The organism is Bifidobacterium santillanense, from assembly GCF_018555385.1.
Lineage (GTDB): Bacteria > Actinomycetota > Actinomycetes > Actinomycetales > Bifidobacteriaceae > Bifidobacterium > Bifidobacterium santillanense.
Genome location: NZ_JAFEJS010000012.1, coordinates 37,023 through 58,215 on the forward strand (window position 1 = coordinate 37,023; position 21,193 = coordinate 58,215).

General features: G+C 68.3%; 16 protein-coding genes, 1 tRNA gene and 1 pseudogene. 14 read left to right on the forward strand and 4 right to left on the reverse strand.

The genetic code is table 11. The features are described 5' to 3' along the window. Nucleotides 1-139: 139 nt before the first annotated feature. The 3 genes and pseudogenes from JS528_RS11905 to nucS form a co-directional block, all read left to right on the forward strand. Nucleotides 140-205: pseudogene (locus JS528_RS11905) on the forward strand (zinc-ribbon domain-containing protein); the annotation flags it as partial. A gap of 123 nt (nt 206-328) precedes the next feature. After that, entirely contained in the window at nt 329-1,717 is a 1,389-nt protein-coding gene (locus JS528_RS09710; RefSeq protein WP_240541449.1) for a hypothetical protein, read from the forward strand. A 99-nt stretch (nt 1,718-1,816) separates the two neighbouring features. Continuing rightward, entirely contained in the window at nt 1,817-2,527 is a 711-nt protein-coding gene (nucS, locus tag JS528_RS09715) for an endonuclease NucS (RefSeq protein ID WP_214358863.1), read from the forward strand. Between the two features lie 271 nt (nt 2,528-2,798). Here the strand turns inward: nucS and JS528_RS09720 are convergent, their stop codons facing one another. Next, nucleotides 2,799-3,803, reverse strand: coding sequence for an FKBP-type peptidyl-prolyl cis-trans isomerase (locus tag JS528_RS09720; RefSeq protein ID WP_214358864.1), 1,005 nt, complete (start codon nt 3,801-3,803; stop codon nt 2,799-2,801). Between the two features lie 115 nt (nt 3,804-3,918). On the opposite strand from JS528_RS09720, the gene JS528_RS09725 reads away from it, so the two are divergent. From JS528_RS09725 to JS528_RS09735, 3 genes are all read left to right on the forward strand, one after another. Continuing rightward, entirely contained in the window at nt 3,919-5,046 is a 1,128-nt protein-coding gene (locus JS528_RS09725; protein WP_240541450.1) for a hypothetical protein, read from the forward strand. 17 nt (nt 5,047-5,063) lie between these two features. Further along, nucleotides 5,064-6,095, forward strand: a complete 1,032-nt coding sequence (locus tag JS528_RS09730; RefSeq protein WP_420838212.1) for a DUF8094 domain-containing protein — start codon at nt 5,064-5,066, stop codon at nt 6,093-6,095. Between the two features lie 275 nt (nt 6,096-6,370). After that, the gene (locus JS528_RS09735; RefSeq protein WP_214358865.1) at nt 6,371-7,339 is read left to right on the forward strand and encodes a co-chaperone YbbN; all 969 of its coding nucleotides are present in this window, start codon (nt 6,371-6,373) and stop codon (nt 7,337-7,339) included. A gap of 79 nt (nt 7,340-7,418) precedes the next feature. Here the strand turns inward: JS528_RS09735 and JS528_RS09740 are convergent, their stop codons facing one another. Further along, a complete protein-coding gene (locus JS528_RS09740) occupies nt 7,419-8,072 on the reverse strand; it encodes a CYTH domain-containing protein (RefSeq protein WP_214358866.1) in 654 nt (217 codons plus the stop codon). Between the two features lie 177 nt (nt 8,073-8,249). Between JS528_RS09740 and JS528_RS09745 the strand changes: the two genes are divergently transcribed. The 6 genes from JS528_RS09745 to JS528_RS09770 all read left to right on the forward strand — a co-directional run bounded on the left by JS528_RS09745 (nt 8,250) and on the right by JS528_RS09770 (nt 15,793). Continuing rightward, nucleotides 8,250-8,322, forward strand: a tRNA-Arg gene (locus tag JS528_RS09745). Between the two features lie 335 nt (nt 8,323-8,657). After that, nucleotides 8,658-9,755 carry a glycerophosphodiester phosphodiesterase family protein gene (locus JS528_RS09750; protein WP_214358867.1) on the forward strand — a complete coding sequence of 366 codons (1,098 nt, stop codon included), beginning with the start codon at nt 8,658-8,660 and terminating at the stop codon, nt 9,753-9,755. 280 nt (nt 9,756-10,035) lie between these two features. Continuing rightward, nucleotides 10,036-10,425 carry a Rid family detoxifying hydrolase gene (locus tag JS528_RS09755; protein ID WP_034527123.1) on the forward strand — a complete coding sequence of 130 codons (390 nt, stop codon included), beginning with the start codon at nt 10,036-10,038 and terminating at the stop codon, nt 10,423-10,425. Between the two features lie 364 nt (nt 10,426-10,789). Next, on the forward strand, nt 10,790-12,151 hold the full coding sequence (locus JS528_RS09760; protein ID WP_214358900.1) for an amino acid permease: 1,362 nt from the start codon (nt 10,790-10,792) through the stop codon (nt 12,149-12,151). Between the two features lie 192 nt (nt 12,152-12,343). Then, nucleotides 12,344-14,188: an arginine--tRNA ligase gene (gene argS / locus JS528_RS09765; protein WP_214358868.1), complete on the forward strand. Its 1,845-nt coding sequence runs from the start codon at nt 12,344-12,346 to the stop codon at nt 14,186-14,188. A gap of 12 nt (nt 14,189-14,200) precedes the next feature. Beyond that, nucleotides 14,201-15,793 (forward strand): diaminopimelate decarboxylase family protein, encoded by a 1,593-nt coding sequence (locus tag JS528_RS09770; protein ID WP_214358869.1) that lies wholly within the window; start codon nt 14,201-14,203, stop codon nt 15,791-15,793. Between the two features lie 290 nt (nt 15,794-16,083). Here JS528_RS09770 and JS528_RS09775 read toward each other — a convergent pair whose 3' ends face one another. Beyond that, complete coding sequence (locus JS528_RS09775; protein WP_214358870.1) at nt 16,084-16,602, reverse strand: PTS sugar transporter subunit IIA; 519 nt, start codon at nt 16,600-16,602, stop codon at nt 16,084-16,086. Nucleotides 16,603-16,873: 271 nt separating this feature from the next. Further along, nucleotides 16,874-18,406: an N-acetylglucosamine-specific PTS transporter subunit IIBC gene (nagE, locus tag JS528_RS09780; protein WP_214358871.1), complete on the reverse strand. Its 1,533-nt coding sequence runs from the start codon at nt 18,404-18,406 to the stop codon at nt 16,874-16,876. Between the two features lie 375 nt (nt 18,407-18,781). On the opposite strand from nagE, the gene JS528_RS09785 reads away from it, so the two are divergent. After that, nucleotides 18,782-20,098 carry a homoserine dehydrogenase gene (locus tag JS528_RS09785; protein WP_214358872.1) on the forward strand — a complete coding sequence of 439 codons (1,317 nt, stop codon included), beginning with the start codon at nt 18,782-18,784 and terminating at the stop codon, nt 20,096-20,098. After that, nucleotides 20,098-21,180, forward strand: a complete 1,083-nt coding sequence (locus JS528_RS09790) for a homoserine kinase (RefSeq protein WP_214358873.1) — start codon at nt 20,098-20,100, stop codon at nt 21,178-21,180. Before JS528_RS09785 ends, JS528_RS09790 begins: the two co-directional genes overlap by 1 nt. Nucleotides 21,181-21,193: the final 13 nt, after the last annotated feature.

The following is a 21,193-nucleotide window of genomic DNA, read 5'->3' on the forward strand; positions in this document are numbered from 1 at the left end:
GACAATGGGGCGACAATGGGGTGACAATGGACGCGGAATGCATATCGTCCGTCCGCGGGTCCACGCGCGTGGTGCGTGAGCCCGCGGCCGTGAGCCCATGGTCCGCGGGTCGTCAAGGTCGTCAGGCAAGGAGGACGCCATGAAATACTGTTCGCAATGCGGGGTGTCGAACCCCGACGAGGCGCGGTTCTGTCGCCAGTGCGGCCACCCGTTCGCGAATCGGGGGGATGCGGCTTCCGGGGCGCCCATGGTGCCCGGGGCTGCGGCCGCGGCGTCCCAATGGACGGCACAGGGGAGCACCCCGGCTTCGGCGGCGTCCCCGGCCCCGATGCCGCCAGCCCCTTCGGCCAAGCCCGAGCTTCCCCCGCAGCAGGACATCTTCCGCGACGTCATGACCCCGTTCATGCCCGACGTACCGCAGGAGCCGTCGCCCGCCGGGCGTGTGCCCGAGGCCGAGACGCCGTCGCCGGCCGCGCGCACGCCAGAGGGCGAGGAGCCGGCGCCGGGCGGGCAGGTGCCGGAGGCCGAGAAGACGACCGTCATGCCGCCCGTCCCGCCGGAGGAGTCGGACCACGCGCAACCGACCGAGGCGATCGACATGCACTTCCTGACCGATCGGGTCGCCACGGGCCAGACGCGTTTGGTGCCGCCGCCGGCCGAGAAGGGCGATGGGAACGACGAGACGATGGCCACGCAGCTGATCGCGCGTCCCGACGACGTGATCAACGCCCCGATCGACGCCCTGTCCGAGCTGTCCGAACTGATCAACGCCTCGACGCTCGAACCGGCGGCCACCGAACCGGCGGCCACCGAACCGGCGACTGTGGAACCGGCGGATGCCGAGCAGCCGCAGGAGACTGATGAATCGCCGGTTGACATGGAACCGGAACCGGCGGATGCCGAGGATTCCCATGAGCCTGCAGAACCGCAGGCGCCTCGGGACGACAGCGAGATCGCGCCGGAGCCATCCGCGCCTCCCGTTCCGCCGGCCGAGCCGTATCCGGTTCCGGCCGAGGAACCCCCGCATGAGACCGAACGGCCATCCGAGCCGCAGCCCGCCCCGACGGCCGAAGAGAGCGGTCACCGGTCCGGTTCCCACCGCTCCCGCCTCGAGACGGAGGCTCGCGCGTTCGGCGGGTGGCTGAGGACATGCCTCGTCAGGCCGTCCGCGGCGGAGTCCGCGAGACCGTGGTATGCGCCCGTCGCCATCCTGATGATCTCGCTGTTCTCCGTGCTGGCCTGCCTGCTCGTGGTGGCCCATGGCGTCACGGTCCTCGAGTCCGTCCCCGTCCTCGGTCCCGCCTCGGCCGGCGCGCTGTCGAAGATCGCCCCGGCCGTGTTCCTGGCGTCGTGGATCGTGTTCTCCCTGTTCGACTACGGGTCGATCGGCATCGCATGGCTCATGCTGCTCATCGAGGGCGACCCCACCCCGTTCGGGACGTTCCACGACCGCGTGGTCCACGCGCTCGCACCGTGGGCGGCGATGAACCTCGCGGCGTTCCTGCTCGCGCTCGTGCGGCTCGATCCGCTCGCGATCCTGCTGTGGGCGCTCGCCACCGTCACACGCATCGTGTGGATGACCTCGTTCGTGTGGAACGGCGAGGTGCGTCGCGGCCTCGACCCGCAATGGACCAGGTTCCTGTGCGCGCTGCTGCAGGGGCTGCTCGTCGCGGTCCTGTTCGTCATCCTCGGAGCCGCCGTCCTCGCCGCGCTGTGAGGTTCCGCGGCGAGCCGTCCGATGCCGCGGCGCCCGTCGGCCCGCATCCGCATGCGCGGGATGCGGGCCGCGCGGGCCCATACGCTACAGTGGTGGGCTATGCGAATCCTTGTTGCCGATTGCTCCGCCGTGTACTCCGGTCGACTCAACGCCTCCCTGCCGCCCGCCAGGCGCGTGCTGCTCATCAAGGCGGACAACAGCCTGCTGATCTTCTCCGAACTGGGCTCCTACAAGCCGCTCAACTGGATGGCCGCCCCCTGCACGATCAAAGAGATCGACCCCGAGTCGCGCGCGAACGCTGACGACGGCGACGAATCCCCGATCGAGAAGGTCCTGCGCGTGAGCGCGGCCAAGAGCTCCGACGTGCTCGAGGTGACGCTGCACCACGTCTACTCCGACCAGTCTTACGACCTCGGTCAGGACCCGGGCCTCGTCAAGGACGGCGTCGAGGACCATCTCCAGCGCTATCTCGCCGAGCAGATCGAACGCATCGGCGAGGGCGCCAAGCTCGTGCGCCGCGAATACCCGACCGCCATCGGCCCGGTCGACATCATGGCCGTCAACGCTGACGGCGAGCACGTGGCCATCGAGATCAAGCGCCACGGCGGCATCGACGGCGTCGAACAGCTCACGCGCTACTGCGAGCTGCTCAACCGCGACCCGCTGCTCGCCCCGGTCCACGGCATCTTCGCCGCGCAGACCATCACCCCGCAGGCGCGGGTCCTGGCCGAGGACCGCGGCTTCCGCTGCCTCATCCTCGACTACGAGGAGATGAAGGGCACGGAGGACGACTCCCTGCGGCTGTTCTGAGCCGATGATGGGCCGTCAGCGGGCGCCGAGGATGCCCGCCGATACGAAAATGGGTGGAGTGACGGGTCTCGATCCGTCACTCCACCCATTTCCTAGGCAGGTTTTGCGTTTCCTAGGCAGGCGGGTGGGCGTTGCGAGCCCGATCCTCCCATGATTCCAAGGCATTCGGATATGGGCATTCGCATATACCTGCCTAGGAAACGCAAAACCTGCCTAGGAAATACAGCCGGTGCGCTCTGACGTCGCGCGCGGCGCATACGGCACGGCCGGATCAGTACGCGGCGAGGATGTCGACCACGAACACCAGCGTCGAGTTCGCCGGGATCGAGCCGGACTTCTTGTCGCCGTAGCCCTTGTCCGGCGGGATGATCAGGAGCACCTGCGAGCCGACCGTCTGGCCCTTGAGACCCTCCTTCCAGCCGGTGATGATCTGGCCGGAGTCGGACAGATCCGCGTCGAACGTGGTGTTCTTGTCCCACGAGGAGTCGAACTGCGTGCCGTCGGTGAGCCAGCCGGTGTACTTCACCACGGCGGTGTTCGAGTCGGTCAGCTCCTTGCCGTCGCCCTTGATGAGCGTCTGCACGACCATCTTGTCCACCGAGCCCTGGCCGTTCATGTCGATCGACGGCTTGCCGTTCTTGGCGCGCGTCACCTTCGGCAGGTTCGACGGGATGTCCGCGACCGGCGTGCCCTCGGCCTTCGTCAGATCCTTCGACTTGGAGATCAGCGTGTACGCGATGATGTACGACGTGCCGGAGCTGTTGGAGTCGTTGATGCCGAACGCGATCGTCGAGTTGAGCTTGAGGCCCACGATCTTCGTGTACGGCGGGACCTGCGCGAGGTTGGCGTCGGTCAGCGAGATCGAGCAGTCGGGGGTGTTCTTCTCCCACGAGCTCATCAGCTCCGAACCGTCCTTGACGTTGATCGCGATGCCCTGGGCGCACACGCGGTCGCCCTTCTCGATCGTCGCGCCGTCGCCCTCCTGCAGGACGGCGTACGTGTTGTTCTGGACGGTCATCGGCGTCTTGAACTTGATGGACGGCTTCTGACCCGGGGTGCCGGTCGCCGTGATGCCGGCGATCTGATCCATCTTCGTCGACGAATCGGACGACGACGAGCTGGACGAATCGGACTTCGAGGAGGACGAGGACGACTTCTTGGAGGACGTGTCGGAAGAGGAGGAACCACCGCAGGCGGCCAGCGTCGCGCACATGGCCAGCGAGCAGACGGCCGCCAATGCGGAACGGAACAGGGTGTGAATCTTGGGCTTACGCATGCGTATCACCCTAGCCGCAAACCGCGATTTTCCGCCCGGAGCGGGACGATCGGGCGCGGGCGGTCGGCGATGGGCCTTCCCCACGCTCGGCAAGGGACTGTAGAATGGCCATATTATGAGACTTACCAAACGCAACAAGGAACCCGAAAGCGCGGAGGACTCCGCGCGCAAGGCGAAGCGCCACGCCACGATCATGCGCGGCGTGGTCACGCCGATTTTCGGTCTGATGGCCGTCGCGGCGGTCGCGTTGGGACTGCTCAACGCCACGATCTGGCAGCCCAGCCGCACGATCACCGCCGACGCGAAGGTGACGGGCTCGCGCTACATCGTCACCGACCCGGACGTGCTGGGACTGGTCGACGATCAGGTGACGGTCGCGGCCGACGGCGGATCCGGCACCGTGTGCGTCGCGATCGCCTCGTCCAAGGACGCGACCGGCTGGCTCGCCGGCAGCTCCTACGTCCGACTGACCGGCCTGTCGGACTGGACCACGCTCTCGACCGAGAAGGCGTCGGCCGGCTCCGCGTCCGCCTCCGATGAGGGCGACGCCTCCGATGCGGTCGCGTTCGCCGACTCCGACATGTGGCGCTCCGTGAAGTGCGGTGATGGCACGACCACGATCAGGACCAAGTCCACGGCCATCACCGACGTCGCGCTGGTCGATCTGGGCGAGGGCAACACGTCCGCCGACGTCTCGTTCACGTGGACGCGCAGGACCTTGCCCGACTACGCCACCCCGATGTACTTCCTCGGCGGCCTGCTCGCGGTCCTCGCGGTCCTGACCGCCACGGTCTTCGCGATGCCGCCGCACAAGCGCCGCAAGCGCATGGTCGAGAGCGCGCCCAGGCCCAGCGAGGAGGAGGTCTCCATCGCCGAGGCGTTCACCGGCAGCCTCAACGCCATCAAGCCGAGCTTCGCGCCGAAGGACGGGCGTCCGCGCCGCCGTCACGCGGTCGGTTCGGATACGTCCTCGATCCCGGTGGTCCGCGTCGACGAGCCGGTCGTCGTCGATCCGTCGTCGCGCAACCTCGTCGCCGACGCCGCGCAGCAGCAGGGCGATGTCGGCACGCAGCCGCCGGCGGTCGATCAGGTCGTCGACGACAGCGCCACCTCCGTCATCTCGCAGGACGAGCTGCAGGCGTACTTCGCGCGACTGGCGCGCGAGGCCAGCGAGGACGCCGCGCAGTCGAACGGCGCGAACGGCGCACAGGACGAACACGACGAACAGGAGGGAGGCCGCTGATGACGGACATGACGACCATGAACGCACGATCCACCCGATTCGGCCGCCTGGGCCGCGTCGCCACGAAGGCCGTCGCCCTCGTGCTCTCCGCCGGCATGCTGGTCTCCCTCGCCGCGTGCGAGGGCCAGGTGCCGAAGGTCGCCTCGGCCGACTCCTCCACGCACGCCCCGGACCTGACCGTCAAGCAGGAGGAGAAGATCCGCTCGAGCATCCTCGACACGATCGACGCCGCCGATCAGGCCAAGAGCGCCGACGGGCTGTCCGCCAGACTGACCGGCCCCGAACTGGAGATCCGCACCAGCCAGCTCGCCGTCGCCAGCGTCACCGGTTCGCTCGACAAGCTCGCCACCATCCCGCGCGGCATGACCCAGACGGTCATCCCGACCGACGACGGGTGGCCGCGCACCGTGTACACGATCACCACCACCACCGAGGACCAGCAGTCCAAGCGACTGCTCGTCCTCACGCAGAACTCCCCGCGCGAGAACTACAAGCTGTGGGGCCTGGCGCGACTGTTCCAGGGCGCCGAACTGCCGAAGTTCGAGGTGCCGCGCCTCGGCACCGAGATGGGCACCGTGAACGACTCCAAGCTCGTCGCCACCCCGGCCAAGGCCGTGGAGATGTACGCCGACCTGCTCAACAAGGACGCCTCGAGCGAGTACAACGGCAAGTTCGAGGACGACCTGCTGCGCCAGGAGCTGCGCACCCTCGACCAGACCGTGCAGCAGGGCATGGAAGCCAACAAGGGCACGCAGGAGCAGACCTTCACCGTGCCCAAGGACCAGATCAAGGTGATGCGCTCCACCGACGGCGGCGACCTCGTCGTCGCGCGCATCGACTCGGTGTGGACGCGTCAGGCCGGCGAGGGGCGCGAGTCGCTGCCCGCCAACAACAACGAGAAGGCGCTGTTCGGCGACGGCAAGGCCACCAGCACGATGAAGGTCACGTACGTGAACGTCATCGCGATGTACATCCCGCCGGCCGGATCCCACGCCAAGATCACCGCCGTCGGCGCCGAACGCTACGCCGTCAAGGTCGAAGCGCTGTAGTCTGCCTTCATTCGCGCGTGACCGGAACGGGTCGTGCCGCGCGTCGTCGGACACACTCAAGGCCGTTCGGCCAAGCCTACGGTCCGACAACGCGCGGCACGACCCGTTCCTCGTATATCCCGTATGCGTGAGTCTTGTGAGACTCGCGGTCGGTTCGCGTGGGGCGGTCCTTGCGTTTCGTGGAACGCGATATTCGCGCCTTTCGGGTTGATGCCGCCACTAAGATATGTGGCGGCATCGTTTTGTTTTCGTCCGATTTTTTCTGGAGGCGTGGTATGGCTGATCAGCCGAAGTTCAATCCCGGGGTCTCGCTGGCGGGGGCCGTCGATCTGGAGGCGCTCGCGCATCAGGTGAAGGCCGAGCCCGGCCAGGAGGGCGGCGCGCCCGCGGCCGGCGGCTACGTCATCGACACCACCGAGAACACGTTCCAGGCGATGGTGCAGACCTCGGCCACGTTCCCGATCCTGCTGTTCCTGTGGATCCCCACCGACGACCGTCTCTTCCCGATGGCCCGCGAGCTCGCCTCCGCGGTCAACGCGATGAACGGCCAGGTGCAGATGTCCCGCATCGACATCGCGTCCTACCCCTCGATCGCTCAGGCGCTGCAGGTGCAGGGCGCACCGGCGCTGTTCGCCCTCATCGCGGGCCGCCCGATGCCGCTGCTGCAGGGCGTCGCCACGGACGACGAGCTCACCCAGATCAAGGAGCAGGTGCTGCCGAAGATCGTCTCGATGGCGCAGCAGTCCGGCGTGACCGGCACCGCACCGTATTCGGGCGACCCGTCCGAGGCCGTCGGCGACGACGAGGCGGCCCCGGCGGGCGCGAACGTCGTGCCGCCGGAGCATCAGGAGGCGTACCAGCTGGCGCAGGCCGGCGACTACGCGGGCGCCGCGGCCGCCTACGCGCAGGTGCTCGAGTCCGATCCGAACGATCACGTCGCCGCGCGCGAACGCGCCAAGGCGCTGCTGCTGGCCCGTTCGGCCGACGCCGACGTGCGCGAGGTGCGCGCCGCCGCCGCGGCCGCGCCGGACGACGTCGAGGCGCAGCTCGCCGTGGCCGACGTGGACATGATCGGCGGCCAGATCCAGGACGCCTTCGACCGTCTGCTCGACTTCGTCGCCGCCGGCCACAAGGCCGACATCGAGCCGGTGCGCAAGCGTCTGCTCGAGTACTTCGCCATCCCCGAGCCGACCGATGCGCGTCTGAAGGCCGCGCGCCGCCGTCTCGCGACGCTCATGTACTGAGCCGCCGGGCCCCTCGGGGCAGGTGAGCCCGCCGGGGTGTGGCCGAGTCCGACCGGATTCGGCCACACCCCGTTCGCGTCTACTGGGCCGTCAACGGCCAGTCCTCCGTCTCCATGCGGTTGCGGCCGAAGTACGGCTGGAAGTGCGGGCCGGTCTCGGCGAGCTCTTGCTCGAACTCGTCGCGCCATTGGCTGAACGGGCGACCGGCCAGCCCGTCGTTGTTGAAGCGCGGTTGGTCGGTGATCTCCGTGATGCAGAACTTCGGGATCGTCAGGTTCGTGACCGGGGTGGCGCGCTCCGCCTCGGCCACGACGAGCGGCGCGTTCGCCCCGCCGAACACGTCCACGCTCCACCCGTCCTCCGCGATCCACACGGAATAGCGGTTCTTGATGATGGGCGAGCCGCCGCGCTGCACCAGCTCCGCGGCGATGCGCGTGTCGATCGCGTGCTCCATCTCGTAGCGCGTGCCGCCCACCGAGGGGCCCTTGACCGTCACGTACGCGGAGGAGAAGCGGTCGCGGTAGCGCGCGAGCACGTCCAGCGGGTCGAGGTCCGGGGTCATCGCGATGTCGAGGTCGTGCGATTTCATGCGGATGCGCAGCGCGTAGTTGTCGGCGTGCACGTAGTAGCTCTGCAGGATCAGCGTGGGCAGGTCGCCGTCGTCGTATTCGGCGGGCATCTCGCGGCAGAAGAACCGACGCTCGTATTCGAAATCGTTCACAGGCTCGGACATAAGCCCAGTGTATCGTCATTCGTCTCGCAACCGCCGTCATGGGCCGGAATCGGGGGATTTCCGGACCCATCGGGTCCGCGGCCGCCCGCGTCGGTGGGCCGGGGGATGCGTCGGAGGCGAACGTGGTGTAGAGTGGGGGAGTTGCGTCGCGCGGCTCGCCCGCGTGGAACGCGGCATGGGTCCGTAGCTCAGTGGATAGAGCGTCTGTCTCCGGAACAGAAGGTCGAGGGTTCGATCCCCTTTGGGCCCACGGATAGGCCCGCTCCCCGTTCGGGGGCGGGCCTTCGTCGTCCGTGGGGCGGGTCGGACGCCCGCGCCCCGTATCCCGGGTCCGGTCCCGTACCTCATATGTGAACGTCCGCATGCGGCAGACTTCCCTTTTCCGGGGTGACCCTGAGATTTCCCTGAGATAACCATGAACATGGGTTGAAAAGCGGGTTGCGGCCCAGCCAACGACACCATAATGAGGTGAACGAACGGTGTCCACGATGGTGGACTTCCAGCCGTCTCCCAGTTTCGCCGGCGTCCAGTCCGATGCGGGTGCCAGGTCCGGGAGGACGGCGATCGGTCATCAGGAGGTGTGCGATGGCGGGAATGAAGCGCGACATGTTCGGCCGGAACGACGCCGGTCTCGAAGGTCCCGGAGGTCCCGGAGGCGGGGGAGCCGTCCGCGGGGAGGTCTCGCCGGATCCGCTCGGCCGTATGGGGACGACCGGCATCACGGTTTCGGACCGCTCCCTCAGACGCACCCTGCTCGTGCAGCTCGTCGTCCTGCTCATCACCCTCTCGCTCGTCACCGGCGTCGCCGTGGCGGCGAACCTGCGTCGCCGCGAACGCGACGGCATCGACGGCCCGGTCGCCGGCGTCGGCCCCGCGTCGGTCATGCACGACGCCCGGTGGCGCGTGCGTCCGCTCGCCATCGTCCATCGCGGCGACGACTCCGCGCCCGAGAACTCGCTGCACGCCATCGCCAACGCGGGCGCGCGCGGCGCCGACTACTCCGAGATCGACGTGCGGCTCACGCGCGACGGCGTCCCCGTCGTCTTCCACGACGGGCGCACCGGCCGTCTGTCGGCCGCCGGCGTCGATGTGCCGGTCTCGTCGGTGACGCTCGCCGAACTGCAGCGCATGCCGATGACCCAGCACGGCGAGATCTACCACATTCCCACGCTCGCCGAGGCGATCGGCGCCGCGCGGCGCTCGTCCGACCATCTCGGCCTGCTGCTGCACCTCAAGAGCAATCCGCGTCATCCGGCCAAGCTCGACGACGCGGTGATGGATCAGGTCGAGGACCAGCGGTTCGCCGATCGCGCGATGTTCATGTCGACCAACGACGAGGACATCGCGATCGTCCACAGGCGCCACCCCGGCTGGACGGTCGGCAAGTGCGTGAGCCCCAAGGGCCGTCCGCTCGTCGAATGGCCCAAGGACGCCAGCTTCGTCGTGATGCGCGGCGACCGGATCAACCTCGCCGTGCTCGCCCGCGCCCGCCGCGACGGCGTGCCGGTGTTCGCCGGCGTGAGCGACGACTACCGCGAGGGCAACGAATGCCTCAGGCTCGGCGCCGACGGCATCCTCGGCGGCAACACCCGCCGCACGCTCGGCACCGTCGACCGCCACACGGTCACCCTGAACGGCGCGAAGGGCGGCTCGATCCCGTGGTATCCCGGCGTCGGCCGCTGACCGTGGGTAATCCGGGGGCGGACCCCCGCGGAGCGTACGCCGGCCATCCGCCAGAGTACGGGGAACGGGGCCAGTACGGGCCTACCCCGTGAAAACGTACGTTGACTCGGCGCCCGCGTACGAAAAATGTGGTCATCGGCCCCCGGGCCGCAACGAACGTACGCTACGCTGACGGTAACGTACGGTTCGTGTGGTTCCGACCTCGGAAACCCCGGGAACGTACGCGGCAACGAACGACGACCGGCCATGACGGCCGGACAGCACGTAGAAGGAGCACATCATGAGCGAGAAGATGGAAGCGGTCGCGACCTCCGAGGCGCCGGCCGCGCTGGGCGCGTACAGCCAGGCGGTCAAGGCCAACGGCTTCGTGTTCGTCTCCGGCCAGCTGGGCATCGACCCGGCCACCGGCGAGCTGGCGGGCGAGACCGCCGGCGAGCAGGCCGCGCAGGCCCTGAAGAACATCAAGCACATCCTCGACACCGCCGGCACCGGCATCGAGCACGTCGTGCGCGCCACCATCTATCTGAAGAACGTCGAGGACTTCAAGGAGGTCGACGCCCGCTACGCCGAGGTGTTCATCGGCTCCGTCAAGCCCGCCCGCGTGGCCTTCGGCGGCAACGACATCCCCAAGGGCGCGCTCGTCGAGATCGACGCCATCGCCGTGCTGTGAATCGATGATGCGCCGGTTCGAATGGGCCTTCGCCATCCGAACCGCTGAACCGCACCCCGATTGTCGGACCGAAGCAATTCGGATGCGATGATCGGGGTGCGGTTGTTCGTCCGGGGACCGCGGACGTCGTCATGACGATGGTTCCATGCGGGTCGCCGCCGGCCTGATCCGGGAGACCTCCGCGCCGTCGTTGCTATCATGACGTAGGCGTCAACAGCACGGACGAAGGAGCGAGATGGCCGACACCGAGATCGACGGCACCATGAACGAGACCGCGGACGGCCGCCCCCGATCCGACATCGCGGCCGACAATCGGTCGGAACGGACCGACCGCGCCGACGACGGAACCGGCCTCGAACGGAAGATGGAATCCCGCCATCTGACGATGATCTCGCTCGGCGGCGTGATCGGCACCGGCCTGTTCGTGTCCTCCGGATACACGATCCACCAGGCCGGTCCCCTCGGCGCGATCCTCGCATACGCGGTCGGCTCGCTGCTCGTCTACTGCGTGATGGTCTCGCTCGGCGAGCTGTCCGTCGCGATGCCGTACGCCGGCAGCTTCCACATGTACGCCAAGCGCTTCATCGGCCCCGGCACCGCGTTCACGATCGCGATCCTCTACTGGCTCAACTGGGCGGTCGCGCTCGCCAGCGAGTTCACCGCCGCGGGGCTCCTGATGCAGCGCTGGTTCCCGGGCTCGCCGACGTGGGCGTGGTCCGCCGTGTTCATCGCCGTCGTGTTCCTGCTCAACATCCTGTCCGTGCGCCTGTACGGCGAGGCCGAGTTCTGGTTCGCGTCGATCAAGGTGTTCGCGATCGTCGCGTTCATCCTCATCGGCCTTTTGGCGATCTTCGGCGCGATCCCGATCTCCGGTCAGGATTCGGCGCCGCTGTTCCGCAATTTCTACGCCGACGGCTGGTTCCCGCAGGGCATCGCCCCGATCTTCTCGACCCTGCTGACCGTGGTGTTCGCGTTCTCCGGCACCGAGGTCGTCGGCGTCGCCGCCGGCGAGACGAAGGATCCGTCCGAAGCGATCCCGAAGGCCGTGCACACGACCGTGCTGCGCCTCGCCATCTTCTTCATCGGTTCGATCGCCGTGATGGCCGCGCTGATCCCATGGCATGAGTCCGGCGTCGAGACCAGCCCGTTCGTGCTCGTCTTCCAGTCGATCGGCATGCCGTTCGCCGGCGACGTGATGAACTTCGTGGTGCTGACGGCCGTGCTCTCGGCCGCGAACTCCGGCCTGTACGTGTGCTCGCGCATGGTGTGGTCGCTCGCCAAGGAGCGCCTGATCCCGGCCCGCTTCGCGAAGACCAACTTCCACGGCGTGCCCGTGTGGGCCGTTCTGTTCTCGATGGCCGGCTCCCTGCTCGCGCTGCTCTCGAGCGTCGTGGCCGCCTCGACCGTGTACCTGGTCCTCGTCGCCGTCTCGGGACTGGCGACCCTGGTCGTGTGGTTCTCCGTGTGCGTGTGCCACATCCGCTTCCGCCGCGAGTGGGCCGCCGCCGGCCGCACCCCGGACGAGCTGGGCTACCGCGCCCCCGGATTCCCGGTCCTGCCGTGGCTCGCCATCGTGATGTGCATCGGCGCCCTGGTTCTCGTCATCCTCGACGACACCCAACGCTCCACCCTCTACTGCATGATCCCCTTCGTAGCCCTCTGCTACCTAACCCACCACCTCCTAGAAAAGCGCCGCACCCCCACCGACGCTCCAGCCGAACCATGAGTGACCTCAACCCCGCATCACCACCACCAAGGTGACAGTGCCGACGCAACGGAGCGGGGAATCGGGATTTTCCGTTCGCGACCGTAGGCTTGGCCGAGCGGCCTGGAGCGTGTCGCGAATGGAAAATCCCGATTCCCCGCGGACACGTACGCAACAGGAGAACCTGTCTCCGTAATCGGTATCCTTGGAAGAATGAATCCTGAAGCGTTGAGCGAACTCATTTCGCGTATTGCCCACGAGCTTGTCGCCGCCGGAAAGGCCGGCAACCTCACCGAAGATCTCATCCCGCCGGTCGCCAAATTCGCCGTCATGCGTCCGAAGGACCGCGCCCACGGCGACTGGGCGTCGAACGCCGCGATGCAGCTGGCCAAGAAGGCCGGCATGCGCCCGCACGACCTCGCCGACCTGTTCGCCGCCGAACTGACCGCCGCCGACGGCGTCGCCAAGGTCGAGGTCGCCGGCCCCGGCTTCATCAACATCACCCTCGATTCCGCGTCCGCCGCCGCGGTCGTCGACCAGGTCCTCGACGCCCCGAAGACCGAGGACGGCGTCTCCGCGTTCGGCCGCAACGGCCACCTGGGCGGCGAGACCCTGAACCTCGAGTTCGTCTCCGCCAACCCGACCGGCCCGATCCACATCGGCGGCACCCGCTGGGCCGCGACCGGCGACTCGATGGCCCGCGTGCTCGAGGCCAACGGCGCCAAGGTCGTGCGCGAGTACTACTTCAACGACCACGGCGAGCAGATCAACCGCTTCGCCAAGTCCCTCGTCGCCGCCTGGGCGCACGACAACGGCCTCGGCGACAAGGGCTACCAGACCGAGACCCCGTTCGACGGCTACAAGGGCGCCTACATCGACGAGATCGCCCGTCGCGTCCAGGCCGAGGCCGAGAAGGACGGCGTGGACCTCACCGCCCTCCAGCACGAGGACCAGGGCCTCAACGCCGACGGCGAGCCGGTCGGCGAGTCCGACTCCGAGGTGCGCGAGGAGTTCCGCAAGCGCGCCGTGCCGATGATGTTCGACGAGATCCGCAAGTCGATGAAGGACTTCCGCGTCCACTTCGACGTGTGGTTCCACGAGAACAGCCTCTACCAGGACGGCGAGGTCGACAAGGCCATCGCCGAGCTGCGCGAGCGCGGCGACATCTTCGAGAAGGACGGCGCCACCTGGTTCGCGTCCACCAAGCACGGCGACGACAAGGACCGCGTCATCATCAAGTCGAACGGCGAGTTCGCGTACTTCGCCGCCGACATCGCGTACTACTGGAACAAGCGCCACCGCGAGCACGATCCGGCCGACGTCGCGATCTACATGCTCGGCGCCGACCACCACGGCTACATCGGCCGCATGATGGCGATGTGCGAGGCGTTCGGCGACAAGCCGGGCGAGAACATGCAGATCCTCATCGGCCAGCTCGTCAACGTGATGAAGGACGGCAAGGCCGTGCGCATGTCCAAGCGCGCCGGCAACGTCGTCACCATCGACGACCTCGTCGACGCGATCGGCGTGGACGCCTCCCGCTACTCGCTGGCCCGCACCGACTACAACTCCCCGGTCGACATCGACCTCAACCTGCTCGCCAGCCACTCCAACGACAACCCGGTGTACTACGTGCAGTACGCGCACGCGCGCTCCTGCAACGTGGACCGCAACGCCGAGGCCGCGGGCATCGCGTATGATGGCGCCGATCTGGCCCTCCTCGACACCGAGGCCGACGGCGAGGTGCTCGCCGCGCTCGCCCAGTGGCCGGCGGTCGTCAAGGAGGCCGGCGACAAGCGCGCCCCGCACCGCATCGCCCACTACCTCGAGGACCTCGCCGCCGCGTACCACAAGTGGTACAACGTCGAGCGCGTCGTCCCGATGGACCTGACCGACCCGGAGGAGCGCGGCGACGAGGAGGCCGTCAAGGCCCTGCGCATCGCCAAGGCCCCGGAGCCGGCCCGCGCCGCCGCCCGCCTCAAGCTCAACGACGCCGTGCGCGACGTGATCGCCGCCGGCCTCGACCTGCTCGGCGTCACCGCGCCGGAGCAGATGTAGGGGGCGCCCATCATGGCCATCACCCCGATCTGGCCCGAGGCCTCGGCCCTCGACCCCGTGTCCGGCGCCGTCACGTTCCACGGCCGCACCGCCGAGTCGCTGCTCGACGAGTTCGGCTCGCCGCTCTACCTCATCGACACCGACGAGGTCGCCAACCGCGCCCGCTACTTCGTCAGGGCCGCGGCCGACGCGTTCACCAACTCCACCACGCACGTGAGCTTCGCCGGCAAGGCGTTCCTGAGCAAGGAGATCGTGCGCCTCGTCACCGCCGCCGGCATGCTCGTCGACACCTGCTCGATGGGGGAGATGCGCATCGCCCTCGCCGCCGGCGCCCCCGGCCGCCGCCTCGTGCTGCACGGCAACAACAAGTCCGACGAGGAGATCGCGCTCGCGATCGAGCAGGGCTTCGCGAAGATCGTCGTCGACTCGCCCGACGAGCCGGCGCGCATCGCCGCGATCGCGGCCAAGCTCGGCAAGCGCGCCAAGGTGATGCTGCGCGTCACCTCCGGCATCCACGCGGGCGGCCACGAGTACATCTCCACCGCGCACGAGGACCAGAAGTTCGGCGTCCCGCTGCTGCCCGCCGGCGCCGACACCGACGTGCTCGCCGTGCTCGACGACCTCGCCGACGTGACCCCGGCCGCGACCAACGCGCGCCTCGCCGAGCGCCGCGACGACGACGGCAGGCCCGAGCGCGAGCTGCAGTACGACGTCAAGTACCCGTACGACCTGAGCCACGAGCAGGTCTCCGAGAAAGACAAGGCGCTCGCCGCCGCGATGACCGCCGTCGCCGACGGCCCGGCGCTCGCCGTCCTCAAGGACATCCAGGCGCATCAGGACGTGCTCGAGCTGGTCGGCATCCACTCGCACATCGGGTCGAACATCCACGACGCCGACGCGTTCATCCAGGCCGCCAAGCGCATGATGCTCCTGCGCAAGACCTTCTACGCGACCGACGCCTACACCCTGCCCGAGGTCGACCTCGGCGGCGGCTACTCCGTCGCCTACACCGACGGCGAGGACTCGATGGACGTGCGCGTCGAGCTCAAGCGCCTCGCCGAGGCGGTCGGCGCGATCAACCGCGCGCTCGGCATGCCCGCGCCCGCGATCAGCTTCGAGCCGGGCCGCTGGATCGTGGCCCCGGCCGGCGTCACGCTGTACCGCGTCGGCACCGTCAAGCCGGTCACGCTGAGCGCCCACGACGGCAAGCAGCCGACCGACAAGGCCGGCAACCCGATCTCCGAGCGCGTGTACGTGTCCGTCGACGGCGGCATGAGCGACAACATCCGCCCGGCCCTGTACGGCGCCGACTACACCGCCGTCCTCGCGAACCGCCGCGGCTCCGCCGAGACGATGCTCGCGCGCGTCGTCGGTATGCACTGCGAGTCCGGCGACATCGTCGTGCACGAGGTGAGGCTCCCCGCCGACACGCACCGCGGCGACATCCTCGCCGTGCCGGTCACCGGCGCGTACGGCCGCACGATGGCCAGCAACTACAACCAGGCGCTCATCCCGGCCGTCGCCGCCGTCTCGGCCGACGGCGCCCACCTGATGCTGCGCCGCCAGACCGTCGACGACCTCCTCGCCCTCGACGTGAGCGAGTGATCCGGCCACCGGATATCGCCGGATACGAACGAAGCCGTCCCACCGGGTTCTCCCAGCGGGACGGCTTCATCATATGGTGGCAAAAATCTCTCGCTGGGATGCCTCCACGCGAGATGGTCCTGCCATAAAGTGGCGGAAACCTCTCACGAGGGCGTCTGAGCGAGAGATTCCCGCCATATCATGGTGAAAACCTCTCGCTCAGGGGTGCCCAAGCGAGAGGTTTCCGCCAGTGGGTGGCGCGCACGGCTCGGTAGGTAAGCCGATCCGGGTTTTCGGCGCCGCCCGGAACGTCACTTTACGGTCATCGTGCCGACGTTCTGGCCGGCGGTCACGGCGCCGGAGGCCGTCAGATCGAGCGAGGCGATCGCGGCGGGGTTGGTGAACACGACGATGACGTCGGTGGGCTTGCCCGCGTCCTTGACGGCCTGCACGTCCACGCGCTCGATCGGCTTGCCGGCCGTGACCTTCTGGCCGGGGGCGACGAGCATGTCGAACGGCTCGCCCTTGAGCTGGACCGTGTCGACGCCGATGTGCACGAGCACCTCGACGCCGCCCTCGGTCGTGATGCCGACCGCGTGCTTGGCGTCGGCGACGGTCGTCACCGTGCCCGACACCGGTGCCACGACCGTGCCGGACGCGGGCGTGACGCCGAAGCCGTCGCCGAGGATCTTCGCGGCGAACGTGTCGTCGGGCACCTCCTCGACCGGCTTGTACGTGCCGTCGACCGGGGCCACGACGGTCAGCGTCTTCGGCGCGGCGGTCTCCTCGGCGGGCTCGTCCTTATGGAACAGACCCGAGAACAGTCCCATGATGATCCTCCTTGATTTGATGGGTCGAACAACATCGAAGTACTGAAGGTACACATCCACGCTACACCACGGCGCCGCGCAATCGCCTGCAATCGCCCGCGATCGTGCGTAATCGGCGTCGATCGCACCATCACGCATGACCGTACGCAACCGGCCGCCCGGCCGTGACGGACGTCTGCGGCCGGGCGGGGAAGGATGCTCCGGTCCCGTCATCGACGCGCGATGCGACGGGACCGGTCGGCGTGGGGGGCGATGACCGATGGCGCAGCCGTCACGCCTTGCGGTGGATCTCCTCCATCGCATCGGCCACGGCCTGCACCTGCGTGCCGACCACGACCTGGATGTTCTTCGCGTCGAGCACCTTGACGCCCGGCACGAGCTTGCGGATCGCGTCGACGTCCACCTTGGAGGTGTCGTTGACGCCCATGCGCAGACGGGTCACGCAGTTCTCGATGTCGACGACGTTGGCCTTGCCGCCGAGCAGCTCGTAGAGCTTCGCGGCGAGCGCGGAGTCCTTGTCGCCGGCCTTGGAGGCGGTGGCAGCGGCCGGGGCGTCGTCGAAGGCGGCGGAGGAGATGGACTCGTCGTCATCGCCGCGGCCCGGGGTCTTCATGTTGAACTTCTTGATCATGAAGTCGAACACGAAGTAGTAGATGACCGCGAACACGACGCCCTGCACGAGCAGCATCACCGGCATGTGGGCGCGCGGCACGTTGAGCGAGAGGAACCAGTCGATGAAGCCCGCGGAGAAGTTGAATCCGGCGATCCACTGGAACGAGGCGGCGATGAACACCGACAGGGCGGTCAGCAGCGCGTGCACGACGTACAGCGGGAAGGCGGCGAACATGAAGGAGAACTCGAGCGGCTCGGTCACGCCGGTCAGGAACGCGGCCAGACCGCCGGCGAGCATCAGGGAACCCACGGCCTTCTTGTTCTGCGGCTTGGCGTTCTTGTAGATCGCGAACGCGCCGGCCGGCAGACCGAACATCATGATCGGGAAGAAGCCGGCCTGGTACATGCCGGTGACATAGGTGCCCCACGGGTGGAAGCCGCCGGTGGCCAGAACCGCGGCGGTCTTGCCGTCGAGGCCGCCCGTGCCGCTCCAGAACTTGGTGATGTCGTCGATGCCGGCGAGGTTGAACCAGAACACGTTGTTGAGGGCGTGGTGCAGGCCGGTCGGGATGAGCAGGCGGTTGAAGAACGCGTAGATCGCGGCGCCGACCGCGCCCATGCCCATGATGCCCTCGCCGAAGGCGACCAGGCCGTTGTAGATGAGCGGCCAGATGAACAGCAGGGCCAGCGAGATGACCGACATCAGGGCGGCGGTCAGGATCGGCACGCAGCGGCGGCCGGAGAAGAACGCCAGGAAGTCGGGCAGCTTGGTCTTGTGGAACTTGTTGTACAGCGAGCCGGCCACGCAGCCGACCATGATGCCGAAGAACACGTTCTTGTTGCCGATGGCGCCCGGGGCGAAGGCCGCCGGCGGGTTCTCGGCGTCGAAGCCGAGGAACATCGAGGCCGAGCCCATGATCGTCGTGACGGTCATGAAGCCGACGAGGCCGGACAGGGCCGAGGCGCCGTCGCGCTCGCGGGCCATGCCGACGGCCACGCCGACCGCGAAGAGCAGGCCGAGGTTGTCGAGGATCGCGGATCCGGTCTTGCACAGATAGGCGGAGACGACGTTGTTGCCGCCCCATCCGCTCGGATCGATCCAGTAACCGACGCCCAGGAAGAGCGCCGCGGCCGGCAGGCATGCGACCGGCAGCATCAGCGCACGGCCGAGCCTTTGGATATATGCCTTCATTGTTTCCTTACCTCCCTCTTGAGGGTTTAGCGAGCGATGAGGTACTTCCTCTGCGTCATTGCTCGCGGCGCGCGCTCCGTCGTTGGACCGGCGCCGCTTGAGTATCTGCAGCATCGCTTCATCGACCATCGTACGCTATGCGCAACATACGTCGCAACCATTTCGTTAAGACACTATGCGTTAATCGGGCGGAAACTTCGAGACCTTGGAATACCGGGCGACTACTGCCGTCTCGATTCCCGTTCGGGCGGGGCGCCAGACTATATTCGTTAAGGACATTATCAATCGGCGTGTCGGAAAGGTTCCGTAGGATGGAGCCAGCCGACATCAGTGTTCGGCCCTCTGATACAGGGACCATTCAGGAGGATTTTTCAAGTGGCTTTCGATAATGCAACCCCCATCCGCGTCGGCCTGTTGGGCGCCGGCACCGTGGGCTCCCAGACCGCCCGCCTCATCGTCGAGCAGAAGGACGAGCTGGCGGCGCGCATCGGCCGCCCGATCGAGCTCACCGGCGTCGCCTGCCTCGATCCGAAGGAGACGGAGAAGTTCCCGTGGATCGACCAGTCGATCGTCACCACCGACACGATGAGCGTGGCCACGAACTCCGACATCGTCATCGAGCTGATCGGCGGCACCTCCGTCGCGCGCACGTTCGTGCTCGCCGCGATCGAGTCCGGCGCCTCCGTCGTCACCGCGAACAAGGCCCTGTTGGCCAAGTACGGCCCGGAGATCTACGCCGCGGCCGAGGCCAAGGGCGTCGACATCTACTTCGAGGCGGCCGTGGGCGGCGCGATCCCGTTCCTGCGCCCCCTGCGCGAATCCCTCGTCGGCGACAAGGTGACGAGCATGCTCGGCATCGTCAACGGCACCACCAACTACATCCTCGACGAGATGACCACCAAGGGCCTCCAGTTCGACGACGTCCTCAGGGACGCGCAGGCCAAGGGCTACGCCGAGGCCGACCCGACCGGCGACATCGAGGGCTACGACGCGGCGAACAAGGCCGCCATCATGGCCACGCTCGGCTTCCACACGCCCGTCACCATCGACGACGTGTCGGTCGAGGGCATCACCAAGATCACCGCCGACGACATCGCCGCCGCCACCGCCGAGCACAAGGTCATCAAGCTGCTCGCCGTCGTCGAGAACGGCGAGGCCGGCGTCTCCGCGCGTGTCTACCCGGCGCTCATCCCCGAGACCCACCCGCTCGCCTCCGTCCACGGCTCCTTCAACGCGATCTTCGTCAAGGCCGAGGCCGCCGACGACCTCATGTTCTACGGCCGCGGCGCCGGTGGCGCGCCGACCGCCTCCGCCGTCGTCGGCGACGTCGTGACGGTCGCCCGCCACATCGCCGCGGGCTGCACCGGCCCGTCCATCCCGCTGTACAAGAGCCTGCCGAAGGCCCCGATCAACGCCTCCAAGGCCGCGTTCGCCGTGCGCTTCCTCATCCACGACAAGCCGGGCGTCCTCGCCCAGATCGCCACCGAGTTCGCGCGCAACGGCGTGTCCATCAACGGCGTCAACCAGGACCTCAAGCCGTCCCTGAAGGCCCCGGGCTACGACGGCGAGGTCCAGCAGCTGCGCCTCGTCACGCACGCCACCGACGAGGTCACCCTGCGCGAGACCGTCAAGGCCGTGCAGGCCCTCGACTTCGTCACCGGCCAGCCGTCCATCCTGAGGGTCCTCGACTGATGACCCCCATCTGCTCCAGCGTCCGCGTGCGCGTGCCGGCCACGTCGGCCAACCTCGGTTCCGGCTTCGACACGGTCGGCCTCGCGCTCGACTACCACGACGAGCTCGTCTTCACCCTCAACGACGACCCGACCGACGGCGTCGCCCACGTCATCATCCACGGCGAGGGCGAGGACACGCTGCCGCGCGACGAGACGCATCTGGTCGTCTCGACGTTCCGCCGCGCGTGCGCCACGCTCGGCCTCGGCCGACTCGGCTTCACGCTCGAGGCGACGAACAACATCCCGCAGGCGCGAGGCATGGGCTCGTCCGCCGAGGCGATCGTCGCCGGCATCGCGGCGGCCGCCGCGTTCGCCCAGCCCGGCGAGCTCAACCGTCCGGCCATCTTCGACATGGCCGCGGTCATCGAGGGCCATCCGGACAACGTCGCGCCGGCCGTGTTCGGCGGCCTCACCGTCTCGTGGGACTTCACCACCGCGGAGGGCGTCGGTTCGGTCGCCATCCCCGGCGGCGAGCCGCTGCATGGCGGCTTCCACACGATCAACTACCCGGTCGATCCGGCGATCACCGCGGCCGTGTTCGTGCCCGACTACGAGCTGTCCACCGAGAAGGCGCGACAGGCGCTGCCCAAGGAGGTCCTGCACAGGGACGCCGTCTACAACGTCTCGCGCGTGGGACTCCTGCCCGCGGCGATGAACCCGGTCGTGCTCGCGCAGGCGGCCGCGCAGGGCGGCGCCGACGCGCTGGACGGCGTGTCCTCGCAGCTGCCCGCGGTCAGCCCGGCCGCGTTCGCCACGGCCGCCGCGCAGGCCAACGCGCTGCTGTTCACCGCCACGCAGGACCGGCTCCACCAGCCGTACCGCGGCGCCCTGATGCCGCCGTCGACCGAGCTGATCGAGCTGTTCCGCTCCAAGGGCTACGCGGCCGCCGTCTCCGGCGCCGGCCCGTGCGTGCTCGTGCTGCACTACGGCGACGCCCGCGCGGCGATCGACGAGGTCGCGGCCAGCCAGCTCGCTTCCGGCCACTGGCGCGCCCTGCATCTGCCGATCAACACCAACGGCGTCGAGGTCGAACGCGTCTGACCTTCCGTCTGCC

Coding starts and splice junctions, on each gene's coding strand:
- JS528_RS09710 (WP_240541449.1), top strand. CDS start 329: ATGCCGCCAGCCCCTTCGGCCAAGCCCGAGCTTCCCCCGCAGCAGGAC.
- nucS (WP_214358863.1), top strand. CDS start 1,817: ATGCGAATCCTTGTTGCCGATTGCTCCGCCGTGTACTCCGGTCGACTC.
- JS528_RS09720 (WP_214358864.1), bottom strand. CDS start 3,803: ATGCGTAAGCCCAAGATTCACACCCTGTTCCGTTCCGCATTGGCGGCC.
- JS528_RS09725 (WP_240541450.1), top strand. CDS start 3,919: ATGAGACTTACCAAACGCAACAAGGAACCCGAAAGCGCGGAGGACTCC.
- JS528_RS09730 (WP_420838212.1), top strand. CDS start 5,064: ATGAACGCACGATCCACCCGATTCGGCCGCCTGGGCCGCGTCGCCACG.
- JS528_RS09735 (WP_214358865.1), top strand. CDS start 6,371: ATGGCTGATCAGCCGAAGTTCAATCCCGGGGTCTCGCTGGCGGGGGCC.
- JS528_RS09740 (WP_214358866.1), bottom strand. CDS start 8,072: ATGTCCGAGCCTGTGAACGATTTCGAATACGAGCGTCGGTTCTTCTGC.
- JS528_RS09750 (WP_214358867.1), top strand. CDS start 8,658: ATGGCGGGAATGAAGCGCGACATGTTCGGCCGGAACGACGCCGGTCTC.
- JS528_RS09755 (WP_034527123.1), top strand. CDS start 10,036: ATGAGCGAGAAGATGGAAGCGGTCGCGACCTCCGAGGCGCCGGCCGCG.
- JS528_RS09760 (WP_214358900.1), top strand. CDS start 10,790: ATGGAATCCCGCCATCTGACGATGATCTCGCTCGGCGGCGTGATCGGC.
- argS (WP_214358868.1), top strand. CDS start 12,344: ATGAATCCTGAAGCGTTGAGCGAACTCATTTCGCGTATTGCCCACGAG.
- JS528_RS09770 (WP_214358869.1), top strand. CDS start 14,201: ATGGCCATCACCCCGATCTGGCCCGAGGCCTCGGCCCTCGACCCCGTG.
- JS528_RS09775 (WP_214358870.1), bottom strand. CDS start 16,602: ATGGGACTGTTCTCGGGTCTGTTCCATAAGGACGAGCCCGCCGAGGAG.
- nagE (WP_214358871.1), bottom strand. CDS start 18,406: ATGAAGGCATATATCCAAAGGCTCGGCCGTGCGCTGATGCTGCCGGTC.
- JS528_RS09790 (WP_214358873.1), top strand. CDS start 20,098: ATGACCCCCATCTGCTCCAGCGTCCGCGTGCGCGTGCCGGCCACGTCG.